This window comes from Bradyrhizobium sp. HKCCYLRH2015 (assembly GCF_051168215.1).
Lineage (GTDB): Bacteria > Pseudomonadota > Alphaproteobacteria > Rhizobiales > Xanthobacteraceae > Bradyrhizobium.
This window is the reverse complement of record NZ_JBNPUO010000013.1, coordinates 161,562-182,879: the sequence shown is the minus strand read 5'-3', so window position 1 is coordinate 182,879 and position 21,318 is coordinate 161,562. Positions and strand designations below refer to the sequence as shown.

Sequence of the window (21,318 nt, the reverse complement as noted above, 5' to 3'; positions counted from 1 at the left end):
GCTCTTTGCTTTTCTAACTACGTCACGCCGCGATGGTGCGACGCACGCCCCCTGCCAGGCCGCTCCGGGCGGAACCGCCTCGAACATATGAAGCTTGCCAAAATCGCCATGATGACGCAACGCCGCGACGCCTGAACCGCTCCAAATTCAGACGCTTCTTTGGTCGCATTGTGCGGTGCAAATAGGTGTCAGAAGTGGCTGAAGGACAAACGCGTCAGTGTGACGGGACGGCCCTGCCCGTCCAGGAAGCGCGGGGCATGTGCGCCTTCGGTGATGGCACCGATGTCGGTGACGGCCACGCCCGCCGTCTCGGCCGTGGCGCGGAAAGCCGCGCATCGCGCCGCGGGAACGGTGCAGAGGATCTCGTAATCGTCGCCGCCCGAGATCATGCTTTCAAGCTGCGCGGCCCCGACAGCAAGCAGCTTCGCCGCTGCCGGCGATCGTGGAATGTGGGACAGCGCGATGTCGGCGCTCACGGAAGAGGCGGCGCAGAGCTTGGTCAGGTCGCCTGCGAGGCCATCAGAGACGTCCATCGAGGCGGTCGCACAGTCTCTCACGGCCGCCGCCAGTGCATTGCGCGGCTGCGGCGTGCGATAACGACCGATCAGCATATCCCGCGCGGCGGGATCGTCGGCCAGCGCCGTAGCCTCGGCTGTGCCCGTCAGCATGCGCAGACCGAGCGCGGCATCACCGATCGTCCCGGTGACCATGACCCGGTCGCCGGGACGCGCGCCGAAGCGATGCACCATCCGGCCCCTGGGCACCCGCCCCCAGGCCGCAATCGAGATCATCACGGGACCGGGCGTCGACACGGTGTCGCCGCCGAGCAACGGACAGCCGAACGCGGCGGCGTCCTCGCCGAGGCCACGCGCGAACTGCGTCAGCCAGGCGTCGTCCTTCTCGCGCAGCGCGAGCGTCAGGACGAAGCCAGCGGGCACGGCGCCCTTGGCGGCGAGATCGGACAGGTTCACCCGCAGCGCCTTGCGCGCGATGGTGTCGGGGGGATCGTCGGCGAGATAATGGACGCCTTCGACGATGGCGTCGGTCTTGACGACGATGTCGTCCCCATCAGCGGGAATGATCGCAGCGTCGTCGACGAGACCGAACGCGCCGGGGTCGGTCGCCAGCGGCTTGAAATAGCGGGCAATGAGGGAGTCTTCGCCGGAGGGGTTTTGGGTCACAGCCCCCCTCCCCGCTCTCCGCTGTCATCGCCCGGCTTGCCGCCTTCGCTAAAGCTTCGGCGCGCCCTTGCATTCGTCGCCGCGCCGGAGCCGATAGACGAAGGCGGGACCGGGCGATCCAGTACGCCGCGCTCGTCTCTGGAATGCTGGATCACCCGCTTTCGCGGGTGATGACAGTCGAGGAAAGACACTGGCATCGCACCGGTTCGCAGCGATCGTGCTCCGGCGCCCCCCATCGCTACTTCGGCCCCATCTCGTCGCCGCGGTATTGCCGGGCGAGTTGCTCCAGCACGGCGTTGACCATGCCGGTCTCGTCGCGCTCGACGAAGGCATGGGCGATGTCGACATATTCGGACACGACGACCTTGGCCGGCACGTCCTTGCGCCGCTCCAGCTCATAGGCGCCGGCGCGCAGCACGGCGCGCAGGATCGCCTCGATCCGCTGCAGCGGCCAGCCGCGCTCCAGCGCCGCGTCGAGCACCGGATCGATCTTGGTCTGGTCGCGCACCACGCCGGAGACGATGTCGCGGAAGAAGGCAGCCTCCGCCGGCAGATACTGCTCGCCCTCGACCTCGTTGCCGAGCCAATGGCTCTCGAACTCGGCCAGCACGTCGTTGATGCCGGCGCCAGCAATGTCCATCTGGTAGAGCGCCTGGACGGCGGCGAGCCGCGCCGCGCCACGGCGGTTGGCCTTGCGGTCGCCGGCACGGACCGGGCTCTTGAACGGTCTGTTGCTGCTCTCGGCCATGTCAGCCTCGCGCCAGACGGCGTTTGATGCGCAGCACGGCAAGCGCGGCGCGGGCGGCATCACCGCCCTTGTTCATCTCGGAGAGGCGGGCGCGCGCCCACGCCTGGTCCTCGTTGTTGACGGTGAGGATGCCGTTGCCGAGCGGCAGGCCGCGCGCCACCGACAGATCCATCAGGGCTCGCGAGGACTCCTGCGACACGATCTCGAAATGGATGGTGTCGCCGCGGATGACGCAGCCGAGCGCGATCGCCGCATCATAAGGCTTGCCGTTCTTGGCGGCAGCATCGAGCGCAATGGCAATAGTCGCCGGAATCTCCAACGAGCCGGTGACGGTGAGAACATCATAGCCCACGCCCGCCGCCTTCAGCTCGGCGGTGGCGCCCTCCAGCAGGGCGTCCTGGAGGTCGTCGTAGAAGCGGGCCTCGACGATCAGCGCCCGGGCGCCGGAGATGTCGGTCTGGTCTTTGAGCGGCGCGCGCCGTGCGTCTGCCATGGTTCTGTTTCCATTGTCTTCAGGTGCCTCGCCCCAAGGGAGCGGCGATCCGGCCGCGTCGCGAAGGGCGAGATGAAATCGGCCTCATGCCGCGAGACGACACATCGGCGCCTCCTCGCCACGAGGGCTGGCCTTGTAGGCGCGGGCGCCCGCAAAGCCAAGACGGAAAGCCCCCTTCGAGGCTACTTCATTTCCGTGAGGCGCGCGGCATAGCGCGCCATCAGGTCGACCTCGAGATTGACCTCGCCGCCGGCCTGCCAGGACGACAGCGTCGTGACCGACAGCGTATGCGGAATGATCAGCACCGAGAAGGCCAGTTCGTCGACGGTGTTGACCGTGAGCGAGACGCCGTCGAGGGTGACTGAGCCCTTGGTGGCGATGAAGCGCGCCAGATCCCGCGTTGTCTTCAGCACGAACCGCGCCATATCCGGCAGGTCGTCGCGGCTGACGATGGTCGCGATGCCGTCGACATGGCCTGCGACGATGTGGCCACCGAGCTCGTCGCCGATCTTCAGAGCCCGCTCGAGGTTCAGCTTTGTGCCGACGCGCCAGTGCTTGGCCGTGGTCAGTGCCAGCGTCTCCGCGGCGGCGTCGACCTCGAACCAGGTCGTCCCATCGGTGACGCCGGACTGCACGACCGTGAGGCAGACGCCATTGTTGGCGATGGATGCGCCATCGGCGATGCTGGCCTGGTCATAATGGCAGGCAATGCGCAGCCGGTGCAGCTTGCCCTCGGTCCGCGGCGTCAGGCTGGCGATCTCGCCGATGTCGGTGACGATGCCGGTAAACATTACGCGCGCTCATAAATCGTAAGGGTGTCGGGATCGAGCGTTTCGCTAGCACGAACGCGATAGGCCGGCGACTGCGTGATTGCGGTCAGCGGCAATGCGTCCAGCGCAGCGATGCCGTCGGCCCCGATCTCGCCGGGACCGCGCAGCAGCCAGATTTCATCGACCAGGCCACTCGCCATGAAGGATGAGGCGACGCGGCTGCCGCCCTCGATCATCAGGCGGGTGATGCCCTTCTCAGCCAGCGCCTTGAGCACGGCGGGGGGCTCCAGCGCCGAGGGCTCGGCCTGCGGCGGCACGCGGATCACCTGGGCACCGGCAGCACCGAGCTTGGTCGCCGCCGCGGGCTCGGCAAGCGCTGACGCGACCATCCAGAGCGGCGTGGTTCGCGCTGATTGCACCAAACGGCTGGTCATGGGCAGCCGCAGCATCGGATCGAGCACCACGCGCACCGGCGAGCGGGCCTCCATGCCGGGCAGCCGGCAGGTCAGCAGCGGATCATCGGCGATCGCGGTGCGCACGCCGATCAGGATCGCGTCACTCTGGGCACGCAACATATGCACGCGCGTCCGCGCCGCCTCGCCGGTGATCGCGACCGGCTTGTTGCCCGCGGCTGCAATCCTGTCGTCGGCCGAGACCGCAAGCTTCAGGATCACATGCGGCCGGCCATCGCGGATGCGCCGGAAATGGCCAGCATGATCGCGCTTGGCGTCCGCCGAGCAGAGGCCGACTTCAACCTGGATGCCGGCAGCGCGGAGCTTGGCATGCCCCTGCCCTGCGACCTCCGGATTGGGATCCTCGATCGCCGACACGACGCGGCTGATTCCGGCTGCGATGACGGCGTCCACGCAAGGCGGCGACTTGCCGAAATGCGAGCATGGCTCCAGCGTCACATAGAGTGTGGCGCCCTTCGCGGCCTTGCCGGCGCGATTCAAGGCCTCGGGCTCGCCATGAGGGCGTCCACCGGGCTGGGTCCAGCCGCGGCCGATGATGACGCCGTCCTTGACCACGACGGCGCCGACCGCCGGGTTAGGCCAGGTCCGCCCCTGCCCGCGACGGCCGAGCGACAGCGCGAGCTGCATGAAGCGGCGGTCGGCGTCCTTCTGCGCCTTCAGCTTCTCGCCGACCTGATCGACCAGGACCCGGAAGATCATTTGCGGACTGGCGCCAGCCGCGGCGTCTCGTCCTCGGCCGAGAGCTCGCCGAGCACGGCCTCGAAGTCCTTGGCCTCCCGGAAATTGCGGTACACCGAGGCGAAGCGGACATAAGCGACGTCGTCGAGATCGCGCAGATGCTCCATCACGATCTCGCCGATCGCCTCCGAGGACACCTCGGACTCGCCGCCGCTCTCGAGCTCGCGCACGATCGCCGAGACCATCTTCTCGACCCTTTCAGGATCGACCGAGCGCTTGCGCAGCGAGATCTGCACCGAGCGCATCAGCTTGTCACGATCGAACGGCACGCGGCGGCCATTGCGCTTGATGACGGTGAGTTCGCGCAGCTGCACCCGCTCGAAGGTCGTGAAGCGGAAGTTGCAGGTGACGCAGACCCGCCGCCGGCGGATCACCGAGGAATCCTCGGTGGGGCGGGAGTCCTTCACCTGCGTATCGAGGCTGTTGCAGCTCGGGCAGCGCATTGTGGCTTCAAGCCTTACTGATAGATCGGGAACCGGTCGGTCAGCGCCTTCACCTTCGCCTTGACCGCAGCTTCCACCAGCGGCGCGCTGCCGTCCGGCGCCTGCGCGATCGCGTTCAGCACCTCGGCGATCAGGCTGCCGACCTGCTGGAATTCAGCGACGCCGAAGCCACGGGTGGTCGCGGCCGGCGTACCGAGTCGCAGGCCGGAGGTGACGAACGGCTTCTCGGGGTCGAACGGAATGCCGTTCTTGTTGCAGGTGATGCCGGCGCGGACCAGCGCCTTCTCCGAGACGTTGCCCTTCAGGCTCTTCGGCCGGAGGTCGACCAGCATCAGATGGTTGTCGGTGCCGCCGGAGACGATGTCGAAGCCCTGGGCGCGCAGCGATTCCGCCAGCGCCTTCGCGTTCTCGACGATGTTCTTCGCGTAGACCTTGAACTCGGGCCGCAGCGCCTCGGCAAAGGCCACCGCCTTGGCCGCGATCACGTGCATCAGCGGGCCGCCCTGCAGGCCCGGGAAGATCGCCGAGTTGAATTTCTTGGTGAACTGCTCGTCGTTCCACAGGATGAGGCCGCCGCGCGGACCGCGCAGCGACTTGTGCGTGGTGGTCGTGGTGACGTGAGCGTAGGGCACCGGGGAGGCATGGACGCCACCCGCAACGAGACCGGCGAAGTGCGCCATGTCGACCAGCAGATAGGCGCCGACGCTGTCGGCGATCTCGCGGAAGCGCTTGAAATCCCACGGGCGCGAATAGGCGCTGCCGCCAGCGATGATCAGCTTCGGCTTGACCTCCTCGGCCTGCCTGGCGACCGCATCCATGTCGATCAGGTGGTCGTCGCGGCGCACGGTGTAGTGCGCGGCCTTGAACCACTTGCCGGACATGTTGACCGGCGAACCGTGGGTCAGATGGCCGCCGGCGGCGAGGTCGAGGCCCATGAAGGTGTCGCCGGGCTGCAGCAGCGCCAGGAACACCGCCTGGTTCATCTGGCTGCCCGAGTTCGGCTGGACGTTGGCGAAATTGGCACCGAACAGCTTCTTGGCGCGGTCGATCGCGAGGTTCTCGGCGACGTCGACCCATTCGCAGCCGCCATAATAGCGCGCGCCCGGGTAGCCCTCGGCATACTTGTTGGTCATCACCGAGCCCTGGGCTTCCAGGACCGCGCGGCTGACGATGTTCTCCGAAGCGATCAGCTCGATCTCGTGTCGTTGCCGACCGAGTTCACCCTTGATGGCGGCAGCGATCTCGGGATCGGCCTCGGCCAGGGTGGCGGAGAAGAAGGAATCGACTGACGAGGCGGGCTTGGCGCTGGAAGCGGTCATCGGCGGAATATCTCCACGTCCGCAAGGCCTTGGGCGGCCGGCGGTCGGTTCAGTGAAGGCGGTCGGAAAAGACCCCTGCCCTTACCATACGGGCGGCGGCAGGCCAAGGGACAGACCAAGCGGTTGCGGGTCAAACCGGATATTTGCGCCAGATATGGTGGACGGCCGCTGGAGCAAGCCCCCGTGCTCAGGCGCCACCGCAGGAGTGCCAGCTTTCCGACATCTGCCAGGTTTTCTTGGTCCGGAGATTGGTCGCCTTGTAGATTCGTCCCCGGTCATCGCCGGGCGGGCATTTCTTCGGCTTCCAGACGGTGCAGAGCCGCACGGGATCGCCCAGTTTGGAATGCGCGACGGCGGCATTCCATGCCGAGTCGATCTGCTCGGCGCCGTTCTGGTACAGCACGTGGACGCCCTGATCCATTATGGGCTCACCATACTCGTCGAGCTTCTCGCCGAGCTTGAACGGGGTCGGCGACAGCGGCTCATCGAACCGACCAGCAATTTTCGTGATCGTCGTCTCCGCGCAGGCTCCAACTCTGGCCAGAGATTCTCGACTGTTCGGTCCCTTCTGGGGCCAGACCGTCTCAGCCATGCTCCTCGTGGGCAGACTCAGCTCTCCACACGCGAAGGCCAAGAGTCCCACCGTGGCAATAACTCGGGACACCAAACGCATCGATCCCCCAAAAATAAACAACCTGTATGAAACCTGACGGTCTCATACAGGTTGTCGGTATCATGAGGCAAGCGCGCGAGCCATCGCGCGCCGATGACATCAGAGGCCGGTGTAGCCGGCCTTCACCGGATCGACGCGGCCGTCGAGCTGGCGCAGGTAGGTCAGGCCGCACACCGTGAGACGATGCGGGTCACGCTCGCCGGCTTCGAACAAGGTCTGGATGTAGGCGCTGACCTTGCGCCGCGCTTCCTCGCTGGCCGCCGCGGTGCGGTTTGCCAGCAGGTCGTAGGTATGCATGATCCGATCGATGGCAGCTTCCATATCATCCCCTCTTGATGGTCAGGCCGCAGAGGCCATCTCGAACATCGAGATCGCCTTGTTCGCGAGTCTGAGCTTGTTGAATTCTCCGCGGTGAATCAGCTGTACGATCATGTCGACGAGCTGCTCGTTCGGCGTGATGGTATCCGTCATCGCCCCCGACAGCCGCAGGTAGTTGGCCGCGATCGCATAGGCGTCGCTCACCAGCTCCACGTTCATGACCTGCATTCCGTAATCGTGCAGCATCACCCAACCTCCGCGGGAGACAAGTCCGAGAGGCGATATTGGTTCCAGTTCGGAGTGGATGTTTTTCGCAACAGCGAGCGAAGTGAGCCACGACAAAAGAAAAAAGCGCCGGCCCAGCAGGGGCCGACGCAAGGTCGAACTCAGAGGATCGAGGGCTGTCCGGTCTTGGCTCTCGATGTCTGAGGCCGGATCAGCCGAAACGATGAAGCCGGCTCAGAGACGATACAGGATCTGGTCGGTCCAGAACCGCTCGAGGCGGTGCAGCGACTTGTTGAGCGTTGAGAACTCCTCGCTCGAAATGCCGCCGACCTGCTCCACGGTCTTGACGTGCTTCTGATACAGCGAGTCGACGATGCGGCGGATCTCCTGGCCCTGGGGGGTCAGGCGGATGCGGACCGAGCGGCGATCGACGCGCGAGCGCTGGTGATCAAGGAAGCCGAGCTCGACGAGCTTCTTCAGGTTGTAGGAGACGTTGGAGCCGAGATAGTAGCCGCGCGTGCGCAGCTCGCCCGCGGTCAGCTCCTTGTCGCCGATGTTATAGAGCAGCAGCGCCTGGACCGAATTGATGTCGGAACGACCACGGCGGTCGAACTCGTCCTTGATGACGTCGAGCAGGCGGCGATGCAGCCGCTCCACCAGCGTCAGAGCTTCCAGATAGAGCGACTGGACGGTGCCGCCCTGGCCCGGCGCAGCAGTCTCCACGGCCGTCGCAACGGCTTTCATCATGACACTTCCCCTGTCGTCGTTTTTGTCGACTTATTCGACGAAACTTTTGTCCCGTCTGATAGAACGAACTTAAGGGGCGTGCTTTGAAGATCGCCTTAAATAAGAGCATAAAGAGAGAATGAATCGCGGAGAGTGAATCCTCTTTTAATCCAGTGATTACAGGGGCTTTTGCAAGGGTCCGTTGACGGACGACGGGCAATGTTCGCGCTCTGTTTCACCCCCCTGTCACATTCCAAAACAGGTGCAGTTCCCACCGCTAAGGTCTGTGTAACGGCTGTGGCAGGCGCTCTTAAGGTGTTCGAAACATTACTTGCATCGCGCTGAGAGGATTTACAGCGTGCAACGAATTTTCCTCACCACCTACGGTGGCCGCTCGCGGGCCGCCATCCAGGCCAGCACGAGGTAGGCGGCGAGCATGATCGCCTCGCCCGCGACCACCAGCAGATTGCCGCCATAGATGCCGGGGAACATCAGCTCGATGACCGCCATCGACACGACCGTGGTGAGCCACACCACCGCGCCCCACGGCGTCGCCAGCCACAGGCCGACCGCGGCGACGAGTTCGATCACCGCGAAATAGACCGTCGCCGCCTGCCAGGCCATCGCCTGGTTCTCGAACGCGTCGTCCTCGCCGCCGATGAAGCCGGTCACCTGGGCCCAATGATAAAGGCCCTTGGCGATCGAGAGCATGGCCATGACCCGCAGGAACAGCACCAGCCGCCGCGTCCAGACATTATCGTCGCTCTCGCGCCGATCCGAGGACATGGCGGCAATCGACATGGCGGCGTTGTCACGCGCCAGATCTCGCGCCGAGGGAATCTCAGCCATGGCAGCTCGAGCAGAACAGGCAGGTCGTCATTGGGGCCTCTCAAGACCAGGAGCATGGCGATTCTTGGCCGGCCGGCACCGTGAAATCAACCGGGCCGGAAATCAACCGGGCCGCTTGCGTCAGGTCAAGTGACGGGCGGCGGCCGAAGTGCTACAGATTGTTGGAATTACAACAAATCAAATCCTCCGGCTCGCCGGCCAGCTCAAGGAGCCAGCACCCCATGGCGATCAAATTCGGGCGCCCGATCGACCTGCGCGACACCGCGCGCAACCCGGCCACTGCACCGACACCGGCGCTCGATCTCACCATCCGCCCCCGCCGCAACCGCAAGGCCGAGTGGGCGCGTCGGCTGGTGCGGGAGAACGTGCTCACGACGGACGATCTGATCTGGCCCCTGTTCGTGGTGCAGGGCGATCGGACCCGCAGCACGGTCGCATCGATGCCGGGCGTGGAAAGGCTCAGCGTCGACGAGATCGTCCGCGATGCCGAACGCGCCGCCAAGCTCGACATCCCCTGCATCGCCCTGTTCCCCTACACCGAGCCGTCGCTGCGCGACGAGCACGGCTCCGAGGCCTGCAACCCGGACAATCTGGTTTGCCAGGCGGTGCGCGCGATCAAGAAGGAGTTTCCGGAGATCGGCGTGCTCTGCGACGTCGCGCTCGATCCGTTCACCAGCCACGGCCATGACGGCTTGATCCGGGACGGCCGCATCCTCAACGACGAGACGGTCGCGGTGCTGGTGCGCCAGGCCCTCGTGCAGGCCGAGGCCGGTTGCGACATCATCGCGCCGTCGGACATGATGGACGGCCGGGTCGGCGCGATCCGCCAAGCGCTGGATCAGGCCGGCTTCCTCGACGTGCAGATCATGGCCTATGCGGCCAAATATGCCTCCGCCTTCTACGGCCCGTTCCGCGACGCGATCGGCTCGGCCAAGACGCTCACCGGCGACAAGCGGACCTACCAGATGGACAGCGCCAACTCCGACGAGGCGTTGCGCGAGGTCGAGCTCGACATCGCCGAGGGCGCCGACATGGTGATGGTGAAGCCGGGCATGCCCTATCTCGACGTCGTCAGACGCGTGAAGGACACCTTCAGCATGCCGACCTTCGCCTATCAGGTGTCGGGCGAATACGCGATGATCGCGGCGGCCGCCAACAATGGCTGGATCGACGGCGACCGGGCGATGATGGAGAGCCTGCTCGCCTTCAAGCGCGCCGGCGCCGACGGTGTGCTCACCTATTTCGCCCCGCAGGCTGCCGAGCGGCTGCGGCAGCAGCGCTGAGCGGGCGCCTCGGGATCTGGGTCTGCGGCGGTCTTCCGGGCGCGCCGACTATGCGCGCGCGCCGGCTTACAAGCGGGCTTGCAAATCGCGAAATCGCCGGAAATTTGCCGCGCCCCATGCACGAACGGCTCTTGCAAGCGGAAGTGGGGTTCCCATGTCCTCTGAGCCAATCCGGAGGGCAGATTCATGGCGTATATGGGTTCAGGCGATAGCAATGGCGGTGCCGGTGCCCGGCCGCACGCCTACGACCCCTATCAGCAGCCGGAATTGTTTCGCGGTGTGCTGACGCGGCGGATAATTGCATTCCTGATCGATCTCTTGGTGCTCTCCGTCCCGGTGATCCTGGCGGTGATCTTCATCGCCGTGTTCGGCCTGGTCACGCTGGGCCTCGGCTGGGCGTTGTTCTGGCTGGTGTCGCCGGTCTCGGTGATCTGGGCGATCGTCTACTACGGCGCCACGATCGGCGGCCCGAGCTCGGCGACGATCGGCATGCGGGTGATGGATCTGGAGCTCCGGACCTGGTACGGCGCGCCGGGCTACTTTGTGCTCGGTGCCGTGCATGCGGTCTGCTTCTGGATCTCGGTCTCGGTGTTGTCGCCGCTCGTGCTGCTGATCGGACTGTTCAACGGCCGCCGCCGGCTGCTGCACGACTTCGTGCTCGGCACCGTCGTGATCAACACGTCGGTGCGCTCGCAGCTGGTTGAACCGGCTCGCACGTGATGAGACGTCAGGTGGCGCAGCAAAAGCGATTGACCGGCCGCCTCCGGAGCGCAATTCTGTTGATGATCGCCTCGGAGGCTCACGACGTTCCTTGACCCAGCATTCGCGTGACACCCCGCAATTCTACCTGACCGCGCCCTCGCCCTGCCCGTATCTGCCGGGCCGGCAGGAGCGCAAGGTGTTCACGCATCTGGTCGGCGACAAGGCGACCGATCTCAACGACCTCCTGACCCATGGCGGCTTCCGCCGCAGCCAGTCGATCGCCTACCGGCCGGCCTGCGACCAGTGCCGCGCCTGCGTGTCCGTCCGCGTGATCGCCAACGAATTCCGCCCCTCGCGCAACTTCCGCAAGGTGCTCGCGCGCAATTCCGATCTGGTCGGCGAGCAGCGCAGCGCGGTGCCGACGTCGGAGCAATATTCGATCTTCCGCGGCTATCTCGATCAGCGCCATCGCCATGGCGGCATGGCCGACATGACGGTGCTCGATTACGCAATGATGGTCGAGGACAGCCATGTCGAGACGCGAATCATCGAGTACCGCCGCCGCAATCTGAGCAACGGTCCGAACGCCCGCGGTGGCGAGCTGGTCGCGGTGGCGCTGACGGACGTGCTCAGCGACGGCCTGTCGATGGTGTACTCGTTCTTCGACCCGTCGGAGACCACGCGCTCGCTCGGCACCTTCATGATCCTCGACCACATCGCCCGGGCGCGGCGCCAGGGCCTGCCCTACGTCTATCTCGGCTACTGGATCGAGGGCTCGAAAAAGATGGACTACAAGAGCCGCTATCTGCCGCAGCAGCGGCTCGCGGCGGCCGGATGGCTCCGCGTGGATGCCGAGGGCGACACCGCGCCGGAGCCGCAGGAATGAAGAAGCGAATGGCGAATAGGGAGTAGCGAATAGGGATTTGAACGACCGCTATTCGCTACTCCCTATTCGCTACTCGCCTCCATCAACCTATCGCCAGATCCCACACCAGCTTGGCATTGAGCGCGATGATCACCACCGCGATCAGGCTCGCAATCGCCGTCAGCCAGCGCGGCGCCACGAACTGCCCCATCTTGGCGCGGCTCGCGGTGAGCAGCACCAGCGGCACGATGGCGAACGGCAGTTGCAGGCTGAGCACGACCTGACTGAGGATCAGGAGCTGCCCGGTCGCCTTCTCGCCGGCCCAGATCGTCACCACCACCGCCGGCACGATCGCGATCATGCGCGTGATCAGCCGGCGCAGCCAGGGCGCGATCCGCCAGTGGAGGAAGCCTTCCATCACGATCTGGCCGGACAGGGTCGCGGTGATCGTCGAGTTCAGGCCGCAACACAACAGCGCGATTGCAAACAGCGTCGGTGCCAGCGTCGATCCCAGGAGCGGCGCCAGGAAGGAATGCGCCTGGTCGAGCTCGGCCACGTCGCGCTGTCCGGTACGGTGGAACGTTGCCGCCGCCAGGATCAGGATCGAGGCGTTGATCGTCAGCGCCAGGCACAGCGCGATGGTGGAATCGATCGTGGAAAGCGTGATCGCCTCGCGCTTGTCCTCCGGGCTGTCGCCGTAGCCGCGCGTCTGGACCAGGCCCGAATGGAGATACAAATTGTGCGGCATCACGGTCGCGCCGAGAATGCCGAGCGCCAGATAGAGCATCTCCGGATTGGCGATCAGCTGACCGCTGGGCACGAAGCCCTTCACCACCTCGGCCCAGTCGGGCTCGGCCATCGCGATCTGGATCGCGAAGCACAGCGCGATGATGCCGAGCAGCGCGACCACGAAGGCCTCGATCCAGCGAAAGCCGAACGCCTGCAGCGCCAGGATCAGGAAGACATCGAGCGCGGTGACGCAGACGCCGATCGACAGCGGCAGCCCGAACAGCAGGCTGAGACCGATCGCCGTGCCGATCACCTCGGCGAGATCGGTGGCGGTGATCGCGATCTCCGCCGACAGCCACAGCGGCACCGAGACCCAACGCGGGGTGGAGTCGCGACAGGCCTGGGCGAGGTCGCGGCCGGTGGCGACGCCGAGCCGCGTGCACAGCGACTGCAGCACGATCGCCATCAGGTTGGACAGCAGCGCGACCGAGAGCAGGACGTAGCCGAATTTGGAACCGCCGGCGAGCGACGTCGCCCAATTGCCGGGGTCCATATAGCCGACGGCGACAAGGTAACCGGGTCCGAGAAAGGCCAGCAGCTTCCGCCAGAGCGACCCTTTTGTTGCGGTTCGTACCGTCGCGAACATGTCGCCGAGCGACGGATCGCCGCGCTCGCCGCGCCAGCCTGCGTTCATCAGGCGGTCGCTCGGCGGAACCATGGCGTGCAGTTGCGAAAGGTCTGACGATTTTGCGTCCATGACATCATCCTGGACGAAACCGAGCTTTAATGCAACTTATTTGCAAGTGCGTCTCCCGCCTATGGCTGCGCCTCGCAGAGAGGCTGGAAATCCTCCGATACCGCTTCATCATCGCGAGAGCCTGTTGCTGCCGATTCGCGCGCGGCCCTGGCGGCGTGCCGCCGGCGACGGGTGCCACTGCCCCACTGACGGGATCCAACATGCTCTCCCCCCAACTCGGTCTCCGACCGGTCACGAACGTGCCCGTGCCCTGCAAGATCTGTGACGGTCCTGCCTCTCTCTACGGCGTGGTCGACATGAACCGCCCCTGCCAGACGGCCCATGCACATCGCCCGCCGCTGGCCGGCGTGCCGATCTACTACCGGCGCTGCTCGGATTGCGGCTTCCTGTTTACGGACGCCTTCGACGACTGGGGCATCGAGCAGTTCAAGACCCACATTTACAACGACGGCTACGAAGCCGTGGATCCAGACTATCGGATCAAGCGGCCAACCGACAATGCGGCGGCCGTGGCCCGCTTCTGGGCGCCGCACAAGGCCGGGATGCGGGTGCTCGACTTCGGCGGCGGCAACGACCTGTTCTGCACCGGCCTGCGCGCTCAAGGCTTTGCCGAAGCGGTCACCTATGATCCGATGGTGGCCGAGCACGCGACCCGCCCCGATCGCAAGTTCGATCTCGTGACCTGCTTCGAGACCCTCGAGCACGTGCCCGATCCGCTGGCGACGATCGGAGCCATGGCGGCCTGCGTGGCCGAGCCCGGCGCGGTGTTCTACTCCACATTGACCCAGCCGGACGATTTCGACAGCCAGGGCATGTCCTGGTGGTACGTCGCGCCGCGCAACGGCCACATCTCGATCTACACCCAGCATGCGCTGGCGCTGGCCTGGCACCGGTTCGGCTTCAAGACGGCGCCGCTGAATGCGGGCACGCATCTGGCGTTCCGCACGCTGCCTCCGGAATGGGGATTGGCCGAGGCACCGACCGCGGCATAGGCCGTCCGCCGCGCGAGGGGCGATGCAGGAGATCAGGAAGCGGGTGGGCGCAAGGAGGCGGCGCAGTGATGATGGCCGCATCATCACAACAGGTTCCTGTTCATGTCTCCCTCCGCCCTGCCCGCCGCCTTCCACCGCCTCGCCTGGTCCAACCTAACCGCGCAATCGGCCGAGCAGATCGCGCTCGCCGCAGCACCGATCGTCGCGGTGCTCGCGCTCGGTGTCGGCGAGGGCGAGACCGGGTTGCTGCAGACGGCGCTGACCGCGCCCTTCGTGCTGTTCGCGATCCCTGCGGGGCTGCTCGCCGACCGGATGCCGAGACGGCTGCTGATGGCCATGGCCGAGACGCTTCGCGCGCTGGCGCTGCTCGCGATCCTCATCGCCTTGGCGGCCGGCGTGCTCACGCTGCCGCTGCTGGCGGCGCTCGGATTCGCAGCGGTGTGCGGCACGGTCGTGTTCAGCGTCGCCGCGCCGGCCGTGGTGCCGAGCCTCGTCGCCCCGGCCCAGTTGGCGCCTGCCAATGCGCGCATCGAGCTTGCCCGCACCATCGCCTTTGCGGCGGGGCCTGCGCTCGGCGGCGTGCTGGTCGGCTGGATCGGCGGCGCGCCCGCCTTCGGCTGCGCCGCGGCGCTCTCGCTGGTCGCAGCCATCTGCCTGGCCGGCATCGCCGAGCCCGCTCGCGCGCCCGTGCCGCGCCGCCATCCGCTCGCCGACATCAGGGAAGGCGCCGCCTTCGTGCTGCATCATCCGTTGCTGCGGCCGGTGTTCGTGACCCAATTCATCTTCAACACGGCGCATTTCCTGCTGCTGGCGGTGTTCGTGCCCTATGCCGTGCACCGGCTTGGCCTGTCGGCGGGAGGCGTCGGCACGGTGTTGTCGATGTTCGGCATCGGCATGGTGTGCGGCGCGCTGCTGGCGACGCGCATCATGCGGCTTCTGCCGTTCGGCACCGTCATCGGGCTCGGCCCCGTCACCGGCTTCACCGCAGCGCTGGTGATGGCGCTCACCACGGTCGTCCCTTCGCCTCTCCTGGCCGCGCTCAGCTTCTTCCTGCTCGGCGCCGGGCCGATCCTCTGGGTGATCTCGACCACGACGCTGCGGCAGTCGGTGACGCCGGCCGGCCTGCTCGGGCGGGTCTCGGCCATCAACATCCTGAGCTACGGCGCCCGTCCGCTGGGCTCGCTGCTCGGCGCGGTCGTCGGCGGCCGCTACGGCGCCGACATCTGTCTCTACCTCGTCGCCGCCATCTTCGGCCTGCAGGCGCTCGTCATCCTCGCCTCGCCGGTCGTTGCGATCGCGCGCCAGCCGGAGCCGCAGCCCGCCTAGCGATAGACCAGGATCGGCACGGTCGAATGCGTCAGCACCTTCAAGGTCTCGCTGCCCAGGATCGCCGACACGCCGCGCAGCCCGTGCGAAGCCATCAGCACCAGATCGCAATGCTGCTTGCGCGCGGTCTCGACGATCGCCTCATAGGGCTTGTCGTGCTCGACGCACAGCGTGGCGCAGGCCACGCCGGCCTGCTCGGCATCGTCCTTCACATGATCGAGATATTTCGCGGTCTGATCGGCCACCAACGACTTGTATTGCGCGAGCGCCTTGGTCGCAGCGTGGGGATCGACGACCAGCGAATGCAGCGGCGTCGACACCACCAGCGCCGTGACCTTGGCGCCGGTCGCCTTGGCGAGCGCGATGCCGTGCTTGATCGCGGCCTTGGACAGATCGGAGCCATCGGTCGGCAGCAGAATATGTTTGTACATGAGCTTTCATCTCCCGGCGGAGAATGCTGGGCAGACTCGCTTCTGCTGGGCATTGACGTGGGTCAAGGGTGCGACATCTCGTCCGCCAGGTAGTTCTCGTAGGCCCGCGTGGCCGAGGCGCTGCCGGCAATGTCCGGATCCAGCGTGAACAGATCCTGCGCGCGGCCGATGCCGCGCAGCGCGTAGCGCCCGGTCGACACCAGATAGCGCCGACCTTCGCCGTCGAGCCCCTCGCAGAATTCGGAGGATGCCAACAGTTCGCGATCGACCGAGCGGCACATCGAGGCGATGCGGCTGACCTCGTTGACGGCCGGTCCCACGACGGTGAAGTCGAGCCGGTCCTCGCTGCCGATATTGCCGTAGAACACCTCACCGACATGCAGGCCGACATAGGCCGAGGTGACAGGCCGTCCCTCGCCGGCGCGCCGTGCGTTCAGCTTCAGGATGTTCAGCCGAAAGCGATGCTCGGCGCGCAGCGCGGCGTGACGGGCCGAGGCCATGTCGCCGCCGGTGAAGATCGCCAGCACGCCATCGCCGATCAGCTTCAGCACGTCGCCACCGGACTCGTAGATCGCGTCGATCGACGCCTCCGCATAGTCGTTGAGCAGCGGGATGATCTCGTCCGGCGAGATGCTCTCGCTGATCGCGGTCGAGCTGCGCAGGTCGGAGAACCACAGCACGGCATTGATGCGCTCGGTGACACCGCGGGAGATGCGGCCGCGCAGCACCTGCTCCGACGCATCGCGGCCGAGATAGACGCGGCCAAGGGTTCGCACGATGTCGACCTGCTGCGCGGATTTGATCGTCAGCGCGAGCAGCGGGACAAGGTCGCGCAATGCGCCGACCTGCGTGTCGGTGAAGCCGCCGTCACGCCGCGTCAGCCAGTTCGAATAGAAGCAGTCCATCTGGCCGAGCGTGCCGGCTTCGCCGAACCGGTGCACGAAGGCGAGATAGTGCCGATGCCCCTGTGCGGTAAGCTCCTCGATGATCGGAAAATCGAGATGCGCACAATTCAGGAAGTCGATGCTGAACTCGTCATGGCCGTTCTCCAGCATGTGGTGGAAGACCGAGCGCCGCCAGTTCTGTGCCGCCTCTCCCTCATTGCTGGAGCCATATTCGAAGCTGTCGGCCTCGTTCGTGTCGAAATCGTTCCAGCGGAAGCCACGCCCCTCGAAGATCGGATGCAGCGTGTCGATGATCGCGAGGCTGCGTGACAATTCGAGTCCGGCCGCGCGGCAGCGCTCGCAGAAGCCGCGCAGGATCTCGTTTTCCGGCATGCCGGTCAGGCTCTGAGCCACGAGCCAGTTCGCCACTTCGAGACGGGTCGCCGTATCCATGGTTTCAACTCACCAACGCGTCACGATCCGGAAAGCTTCAGCCAGGCCGGCTCACCACCTCGCCGTCCTCCTTGGTGAAGGAGGAGACGGGATGATCGAGCAGGTCGAGCACAAGTTCGGACGGGCGGCAGAGCCGCGCGCCCTTGCTGGTCACCACGATCGGCCGGTTGATCAGGATGGGGTGCGCGAGCATCGCCTCGATCAGCTGGTCGTCGGTCCATTTGGGATCGCCCAGCCCAAGCTCGGCATAGGGCGTTCCCTTTTCGCGCAGCACGTCGCGCACCTTGACGCCCATCGCGTTGATCAGCGCGATCAGCTGCTCGCGGCTCGGCGGCGTCTTCAGATATTCGATCACCTCGGGCTCCTCACCCGAGGCGCGGATCATTGCGAGCGTGTTGCGCGACGTGCCGCAGGCGGGATTGTGGAAGATCGTCACGGGCATGGGCTGTCCAGTCGTTGCGTGCCGAGGGCACATTCGCGTACTGCTCACACCACGTCGGCGGGAGCGAGCTTGCAGGCGCAGCCATCGGCCTCGATCTGCAGGGTGGGATGCTGGATATTGAAGCGATGGGACAGCTCAGCGCAGACGCGATGCAGGAAGGCATCATCCGTTCCGCCTGCCCTTACCAGATGCGCCGTCAACGCGGTCTCGTTGGTGCTCATCGCCCAGACGTGGAGGTCGTGCACCTCGCTGACGCCGTCGAGGGAGGCGAGATAATCGCGTACCGCCGGCAGGGCGATGTCGCGCGGCACGGCGTCGAGCGCCAGATTGACGCTGTCGCGGGCGAGATCCCAGCCGCTCAGGAGCACCACGAGCGCGATGATCAGGCTGACCACCGGGTCGACCCACAGCCATCCGGTCCAGATCGTCACCAGCGCCGCGATGACCACGCCGAACGACACGGCGGCGTCGGCGGCCATGTGCAGGTAGGCGCCGCGAATATTGAGGTCGGTGTCGCGGCCACGCATGAACAGCATCGCGGTGGCGCCGTTGATGACGATGCCGAGCGCAGCCACCCACAGCACGGTCGTGCCGGCGACCTCGTCCGGATTGCGCAGGCGGTCGAAGGCCTCGACGGCGATGCCGCCGACCACGAGCAGCAGCAGGCCGGCATTGATCAGCGCGGCCAGGATCGAGGCGCGGCGATAGCCATAGGTGTGGCGGTCGGTCGGCCGCCGGCCCGACAGCCACAGCGCGCCCCAGGCCAGGAGCAGCGACATCACGTCGGAGAGATTGTGGACGGCGTCCGAGATCAGCGCCAGCGAATGCGCGGCATAGCCGAAGATGAGCTCGGCGATGACGAAGGCCGTGTTGAGCGACACGCCGATCGCGAACGCCGTGCCGAAGCTGGCGGGCGCGTGGCTGTGGCCGGCGTGGCCATGGGCGTGCGGGGAGCCATGATCATGGGAATGATCATGGTCGGGATGATGAGAATGCGAGTGCGCCATCCAACATGTCTCCGGGCGATCGCGCACCTCGCGATCGCCCGCTGTCTGATATAGACGGCCGCCGGACGGATACTATTACGTCGCTACTCGATCGGCCGGTTGAACTTGTTCGACTTCGGCAGGCCCTGCGCGATGCGGCCGGCATCGGCGCGGTTGCCGCGGTAATCGGCCAATTCCTTCCAGCTCAGGCCCTGGTCGCGGCCGGCGGAATCCTTCCAGGCCAGCCCCTGCTTCTGCTCGAACGTCGTGACGTCGGACAGTTGCGCGCTGGTGTACTTCTGCAGACGGACGCCGCGGCCGCGCGCCATCTCCGGGACCTGGTCGAGGCCGAACACCACCATCTTGTGGTTGGTGCCGATGACCGCGACCTGATCGCCGGTGACCGTGCAGATCGCGCGCGCTTCCGCGGGCGCCGTCACGTTCAGCACCTGCTTGCCCTTGCGGGTGTTGCTGACGCAGTCCTCTTCCTTGACCACGAAACCCTGGCCATCGGACGCCGCCACCAGGAACTTGCGCTCGCCCTTGGTGACGAACATCGAAACGATGGACGCGTCCTGGTCGAGGTCGATGAACATGCGGATAGGCTCGCCATGGCCGCGGCCGCCCGGCAGCTTGCCGACGTCGAGCGAGTAGAACTTGCCGTTGGTGGCGAACAGCAGCACCTTCGAGGTGTTCTCGGCGAAGAACCATTGGCCGAGCTGGTCGTCGGTCTTGAACTGCAGGTTCGAGAGATCGGCGACGTGGCCCTTCAGCGTACGCACCCAGCCCTTGTCGGAGACGACGACCGTGACCGGCTCACGCTCGATGAAGGCCTCCTCGATCGCGGCGAGATCATGCTCGGGCGCGTCGGCGAAATTGGTGCGGCGCTTGCCGAGCGGCGTCTTCGGCCCGAACAGGTCGCGCACGGTCTTGACCTGCTCGCCGACCTTGGCCCATTGCAGCTGCTCGGAACCGAGCAGCGCGTTGATGCCCTTGAGCTCGCCGCGCAGGTTCTTGTCCTCGGTACGGATCTCCATTTCCTCGAGCTTGCGCAAGCTACGCAGGCGCATGTTGAGGATGGCCTCGGCCTGGACCTCGGTGAGCTTGAAGGTCTTCATCAGGACCGGCTTCGGCTCGTCCTCGGTGCGGATGATCCTGATCACCTCGTCGATGTTGAGGTAGGCGATCAGGTAGCCGCCGAGAATCTCCAGCCGGTTCTCGATCTGCTTCTTGCGGTAGTTCGAGCGCCGCAGCAGCACGTCGCGCAGATGATCGAGCCATTCGCGCAGGCACTCGGCAAGCCCGACCACCTTCGGAATCTTGCCCTTGATCAGCACGTTGAGGTTCAGCGGAATCTTGCTCTCGAGATCGGTGAGCCGGAACAGCGATTCCATCATCAGCGCCGGATCGACGTTCTTCGACTTCGGCTCGATCACGAGCCGCACGTCCTCGGCGGATTCGTCGCGGACGTCGCCGACCAGCGGCAGCTTCTTCTCGTTGAGCAGCTCGGCGATCTTCTCGACCAGGCGCGACTTCTGCACGAGATAGGGAATCTCGGTGATGACGACGATCCAGGTGCCGCGGTTGCCCTCCTCCTGCTTCCACTTGGCGCGGACGCGGAACGAGCCGCGGCCGGTGGTGTAGGCCTCGATGATCGATTCCTTTGAATCGATCACGGTGCCGCCGGTCGGGAAGTCCGGGCCCTTCACCCAGCGCAGCAGCGCGCGCGACTTGGCGTCGGGCTTCTCGATCAGATGCAGCGCGGCGTCACACAGCTCGGCGGCGTTGTGCGGCGGGATCGAGGTCGCCATGCCCACGGCGATGCCCTGCGCGCCGTTGGCGAGCAGGTTCGGGAAGCCGCCGGGCAGCACCACCGGCTCCTTGGACTGGCCGTCATAGTTCGGCCGGAACTCGACGCCGTCCTCGTCGATGCCTTCGAGCAGCAGCCGCGCGACATCGGTCATGCGCGCTTCGGTGTAGCGATAGGCCGCCGGATTATCGCCGTCGATGTTGCCGAAATTGCCCTGGCCGTCGACCAGCGGATAGCGCGATGAGAAATCCTGCGCGAGGCGGACCATCGCGTCGTAGATCGCCTGGTCGCCGTGCGGATGGAAGGAGCCCATCACGTCGCCGACGATCTTGGCGGACTTCTTGAACGCCGTGCCCGGATCGAGCCGCAGCAGCCGCATGCCGTAAAGGATGCGCCGGTGCACCGGCTTGAGGCCGTCGCGCGCGTCGGGCAGCGCCCGGTGCATGATGGTCGAGAGCGCGTAGGCGAGATAGCGCTCCTCCAGCGCCTCGCGCAGCGCGACCTCGTGAATCTCCGCCGGCTCCGGCGGAATCAGTGATTTTCCCATTAGCGTTGAGCTTTCAGTGGGTTAGCCCAGGAGCTTGAGCTGAATTGAACGATTTGGGAACACGCTTTATGCGATGACGCGCCGGGGCGCAATGACGGCCCTGCCCGGTTCCAGGAGGAAAAACCGGGTGTCCGGCCGCGGAACCGCAAAGCAGC

23 protein-coding genes are annotated in these 21,318 nt (G+C 65.9%); 5 read left to right on the top strand and 18 right to left on the bottom strand.

The features are described 5' to 3' along the window. Positions 1-188: 188 nt before the first annotated feature. From thiL to ACQR1H_RS30460, 12 genes are all read right to left on the bottom strand, one after another. The gene (thiL, locus tag ACQR1H_RS30515) at positions 189-1,181 is read right to left on the bottom strand and encodes a thiamine-phosphate kinase (protein WP_434890165.1); all 993 of its coding nucleotides are present in this window, start codon (positions 1,179-1,181) and stop codon (positions 189-191) included. A 238-nt stretch (positions 1,182-1,419) separates the two neighbouring features. After that, the gene (gene nusB / locus ACQR1H_RS30510) at positions 1,420-1,929 is read right to left on the bottom strand and encodes a transcription antitermination factor NusB (RefSeq protein ID WP_434887067.1); all 510 of its coding nucleotides are present in this window, start codon (positions 1,927-1,929) and stop codon (positions 1,420-1,422) included. 1 nt (position 1,930) lies between these two features. Next, the gene (gene ribH / locus ACQR1H_RS30505; protein WP_316181537.1) at positions 1,931-2,422 is read right to left on the bottom strand and encodes a 6,7-dimethyl-8-ribityllumazine synthase; all 492 of its coding nucleotides are present in this window, start codon (positions 2,420-2,422) and stop codon (positions 1,931-1,933) included. Positions 2,423-2,604: 182 nt separating this feature from the next. Continuing rightward, positions 2,605-3,213, bottom strand: a complete 609-nt coding sequence (locus tag ACQR1H_RS30500; RefSeq protein WP_434887066.1) for a riboflavin synthase — start codon at positions 3,211-3,213, stop codon at positions 2,605-2,607. Next, a complete protein-coding gene (gene ribD / locus ACQR1H_RS30495) occupies positions 3,213-4,364 on the bottom strand; it encodes a bifunctional diaminohydroxyphosphoribosylaminopyrimidine deaminase/5-amino-6-(5-phosphoribosylamino)uracil reductase RibD (RefSeq protein WP_316217819.1) in 1,152 nt (383 codons plus the stop codon). The genes ACQR1H_RS30500 and ribD overlap by 1 nt, the downstream gene beginning before the upstream one ends. After that, complete coding sequence (gene nrdR, locus ACQR1H_RS30490) at positions 4,361-4,846, bottom strand: transcriptional regulator NrdR (RefSeq protein ID WP_011927287.1); 486 nt, start codon at positions 4,844-4,846, stop codon at positions 4,361-4,363. Before nrdR ends, ribD begins: the two co-directional genes overlap by 4 nt. A 14-nt stretch (positions 4,847-4,860) precedes the next feature. Next, positions 4,861-6,165 (bottom strand): serine hydroxymethyltransferase, encoded by a 1,305-nt coding sequence (gene glyA, locus ACQR1H_RS30485; RefSeq protein ID WP_316181541.1) that lies wholly within the window; start codon positions 6,163-6,165, stop codon positions 4,861-4,863. A gap of 187 nt (positions 6,166-6,352) precedes the next feature. Further along, positions 6,353-6,757: a hypothetical protein gene (locus ACQR1H_RS30480; RefSeq protein ID WP_434908635.1), complete on the bottom strand. Its 405-nt coding sequence runs from the start codon at positions 6,755-6,757 to the stop codon at positions 6,353-6,355. Between the two features lie 180 nt (positions 6,758-6,937). Further along, complete coding sequence (locus tag ACQR1H_RS30475; RefSeq protein ID WP_006612770.1) at positions 6,938-7,159, bottom strand: hypothetical protein; 222 nt, start codon at positions 7,157-7,159, stop codon at positions 6,938-6,940. Positions 7,160-7,177: 18 nt separating this feature from the next. Then, positions 7,178-7,402: a hypothetical protein gene (locus ACQR1H_RS30470; protein WP_315805831.1), complete on the bottom strand. Its 225-nt coding sequence runs from the start codon at positions 7,400-7,402 to the stop codon at positions 7,178-7,180. A gap of 213 nt (positions 7,403-7,615) precedes the next feature. Further along, positions 7,616-8,128 (bottom strand): transcriptional regulator LdtR, encoded by a 513-nt coding sequence (gene ldtR, locus ACQR1H_RS30465; protein ID WP_008962376.1) that lies wholly within the window; start codon positions 8,126-8,128, stop codon positions 7,616-7,618. A gap of 360 nt (positions 8,129-8,488) precedes the next feature. Next, on the bottom strand, positions 8,489-8,956 hold the full coding sequence (locus ACQR1H_RS30460) for a DUF6163 family protein (RefSeq protein WP_315711435.1): 468 nt from the start codon (positions 8,954-8,956) through the stop codon (positions 8,489-8,491). A 221-nt stretch (positions 8,957-9,177) separates the two neighbouring features. On the opposite strand from ACQR1H_RS30460, the gene hemB reads away from it, so the two are divergent. From hemB to ACQR1H_RS30445, 3 genes are all read left to right on the top strand, one after another. Continuing rightward, positions 9,178-10,239 (top strand): porphobilinogen synthase, encoded by a 1,062-nt coding sequence (gene hemB / locus ACQR1H_RS30455; RefSeq protein ID WP_315805832.1) that lies wholly within the window; start codon positions 9,178-9,180, stop codon positions 10,237-10,239. Positions 10,240-10,425: 186 nt separating this feature from the next. Next, the gene (locus ACQR1H_RS30450) at positions 10,426-10,959 is read left to right on the top strand and encodes an RDD family protein (RefSeq protein WP_434908634.1); all 534 of its coding nucleotides are present in this window, start codon (positions 10,426-10,428) and stop codon (positions 10,957-10,959) included. A gap of 91 nt (positions 10,960-11,050) precedes the next feature. After that, positions 11,051-11,827, top strand: coding sequence for an arginyltransferase (locus ACQR1H_RS30445; protein ID WP_315720511.1), 777 nt, complete (start codon positions 11,051-11,053; stop codon positions 11,825-11,827). An 82-nt stretch (positions 11,828-11,909) separates the two neighbouring features. Here ACQR1H_RS30445 and ACQR1H_RS30440 read toward each other — a convergent pair whose 3' ends face one another. Continuing rightward, entirely contained in the window at positions 11,910-13,292 is a 1,383-nt protein-coding gene (locus tag ACQR1H_RS30440; protein ID WP_316181545.1) for an Nramp family divalent metal transporter, read from the bottom strand. Between the two features lie 200 nt (positions 13,293-13,492). Here ACQR1H_RS30440 and ACQR1H_RS30435 point away from each other — a divergent pair, with 200 nt between their 5' ends. Together ACQR1H_RS30435 and ACQR1H_RS30430 are read left to right on the top strand one after the other, a co-directional pair. Next, complete coding sequence (locus tag ACQR1H_RS30435) at positions 13,493-14,284, top strand: class I SAM-dependent methyltransferase (RefSeq protein ID WP_316237439.1); 792 nt, start codon at positions 13,493-13,495, stop codon at positions 14,282-14,284. Positions 14,285-14,386: 102 nt separating this feature from the next. After that, on the top strand, positions 14,387-15,610 hold the full coding sequence (locus tag ACQR1H_RS30430) for an MFS transporter (protein WP_316181548.1): 1,224 nt from the start codon (positions 14,387-14,389) through the stop codon (positions 15,608-15,610). Here the strand turns inward: ACQR1H_RS30430 and ACQR1H_RS30425 are convergent. The 5 genes from ACQR1H_RS30425 to parC all read right to left on the bottom strand — a co-directional run bounded on the left by ACQR1H_RS30425 (position 15,607) and on the right by parC (position 21,163). After that, positions 15,607-16,041: a universal stress protein gene (locus ACQR1H_RS30425; RefSeq protein ID WP_315805837.1), complete on the bottom strand. Its 435-nt coding sequence runs from the start codon at positions 16,039-16,041 to the stop codon at positions 15,607-15,609. The genes ACQR1H_RS30430 and ACQR1H_RS30425 overlap by 4 nt on opposite strands. 62 nt (positions 16,042-16,103) lie before the next feature. Continuing rightward, positions 16,104-17,378, bottom strand: coding sequence for an adenylate/guanylate cyclase domain-containing protein (locus tag ACQR1H_RS30420; RefSeq protein WP_316181550.1), 1,275 nt, complete (start codon positions 17,376-17,378; stop codon positions 16,104-16,106). Positions 17,379-17,415: 37 nt separating this feature from the next. After that, positions 17,416-17,820 (bottom strand): arsenate reductase (glutaredoxin), encoded by a 405-nt coding sequence (gene arsC / locus ACQR1H_RS30415; RefSeq protein ID WP_315805839.1) that lies wholly within the window; start codon positions 17,818-17,820, stop codon positions 17,416-17,418. A 44-nt stretch (positions 17,821-17,864) separates the two neighbouring features. Then, positions 17,865-18,827, bottom strand: coding sequence for a cation diffusion facilitator family transporter (locus ACQR1H_RS30410; RefSeq protein ID WP_315805840.1), 963 nt, complete (start codon positions 18,825-18,827; stop codon positions 17,865-17,867). Positions 18,828-18,910: 83 nt separating this feature from the next. Then, a complete protein-coding gene (gene parC / locus ACQR1H_RS30405) occupies positions 18,911-21,163 on the bottom strand; it encodes a DNA topoisomerase IV subunit A (protein ID WP_316217814.1) in 2,253 nt (750 codons plus the stop codon). Between the last annotated feature and the right edge of the window lie 155 nt (positions 21,164-21,318).

Coding starts and splice junctions, on each gene's coding strand:
- ACQR1H_RS30480 (WP_434908635.1), bottom strand. CDS start 6,757: ATGGCTGAGACGGTCTGGCCCCAGAAGGGACCGAACAGTCGAGAATCT.
- ACQR1H_RS30470 (WP_315805831.1), bottom strand. CDS start 7,402: ATGCTGCACGATTACGGAATGCAGGTCATGAACGTGGAGCTGGTGAGC.
- ACQR1H_RS30425 (WP_315805837.1), bottom strand. CDS start 16,041: ATGTACAAACATATTCTGCTGCCGACCGATGGCTCCGATCTGTCCAAG.
- nusB (WP_434887067.1), bottom strand. CDS start 1,929: ATGGCCGAGAGCAGCAACAGACCGTTCAAGAGCCCGGTCCGTGCCGGC.
- ribH (WP_316181537.1), bottom strand. CDS start 2,422: ATGGCAGACGCACGGCGCGCGCCGCTCAAAGACCAGACCGACATCTCC.
- ribD (WP_316217819.1), bottom strand. CDS start 4,364: ATGATCTTCCGGGTCCTGGTCGATCAGGTCGGCGAGAAGCTGAAGGCG.
- ACQR1H_RS30475 (WP_006612770.1), bottom strand. CDS start 7,159: ATGGAAGCTGCCATCGATCGGATCATGCATACCTACGACCTGCTGGCA.
- parC (WP_316217814.1), bottom strand. CDS start 21,163: ATGGGAAAATCACTGATTCCGCCGGAGCCGGCGGAGATTCACGAGGTC.
- ACQR1H_RS30500 (WP_434887066.1), bottom strand. CDS start 3,213: ATGTTTACCGGCATCGTCACCGACATCGGCGAGATCGCCAGCCTGACG.
- ACQR1H_RS30410 (WP_315805840.1), bottom strand. CDS start 18,827: ATGGCGCACTCGCATTCTCATCATCCCGACCATGATCATTCCCATGAT.
- ACQR1H_RS30440 (WP_316181545.1), bottom strand. CDS start 13,292: ATGGACGCAAAATCGTCAGACCTTTCGCAACTGCACGCCATGGTTCCG.
- ACQR1H_RS30420 (WP_316181550.1), bottom strand. CDS start 17,378: ATGGATACGGCGACCCGTCTCGAAGTGGCGAACTGGCTCGTGGCTCAG.
- nrdR (WP_011927287.1), bottom strand. CDS start 4,846: ATGCGCTGCCCGAGCTGCAACAGCCTCGATACGCAGGTGAAGGACTCC.
- ACQR1H_RS30435 (WP_316237439.1), top strand. CDS start 13,493: ATGCTCTCCCCCCAACTCGGTCTCCGACCGGTCACGAACGTGCCCGTG.
- ldtR (WP_008962376.1), bottom strand. CDS start 8,128: ATGATGAAAGCCGTTGCGACGGCCGTGGAGACTGCTGCGCCGGGCCAG.
- ACQR1H_RS30450 (WP_434908634.1), top strand. CDS start 10,426: ATGGCGTATATGGGTTCAGGCGATAGCAATGGCGGTGCCGGTGCCCGG.
- glyA (WP_316181541.1), bottom strand. CDS start 6,165: ATGACCGCTTCCAGCGCCAAGCCCGCCTCGTCAGTCGATTCCTTCTTC.
- hemB (WP_315805832.1), top strand. CDS start 9,178: ATGGCGATCAAATTCGGGCGCCCGATCGACCTGCGCGACACCGCGCGC.
- ACQR1H_RS30430 (WP_316181548.1), top strand. CDS start 14,387: ATGTCTCCCTCCGCCCTGCCCGCCGCCTTCCACCGCCTCGCCTGGTCC.
- ACQR1H_RS30460 (WP_315711435.1), bottom strand. CDS start 8,956: ATGGCTGAGATTCCCTCGGCGCGAGATCTGGCGCGTGACAACGCCGCC.
- arsC (WP_315805839.1), bottom strand. CDS start 17,820: ATGCCCGTGACGATCTTCCACAATCCCGCCTGCGGCACGTCGCGCAAC.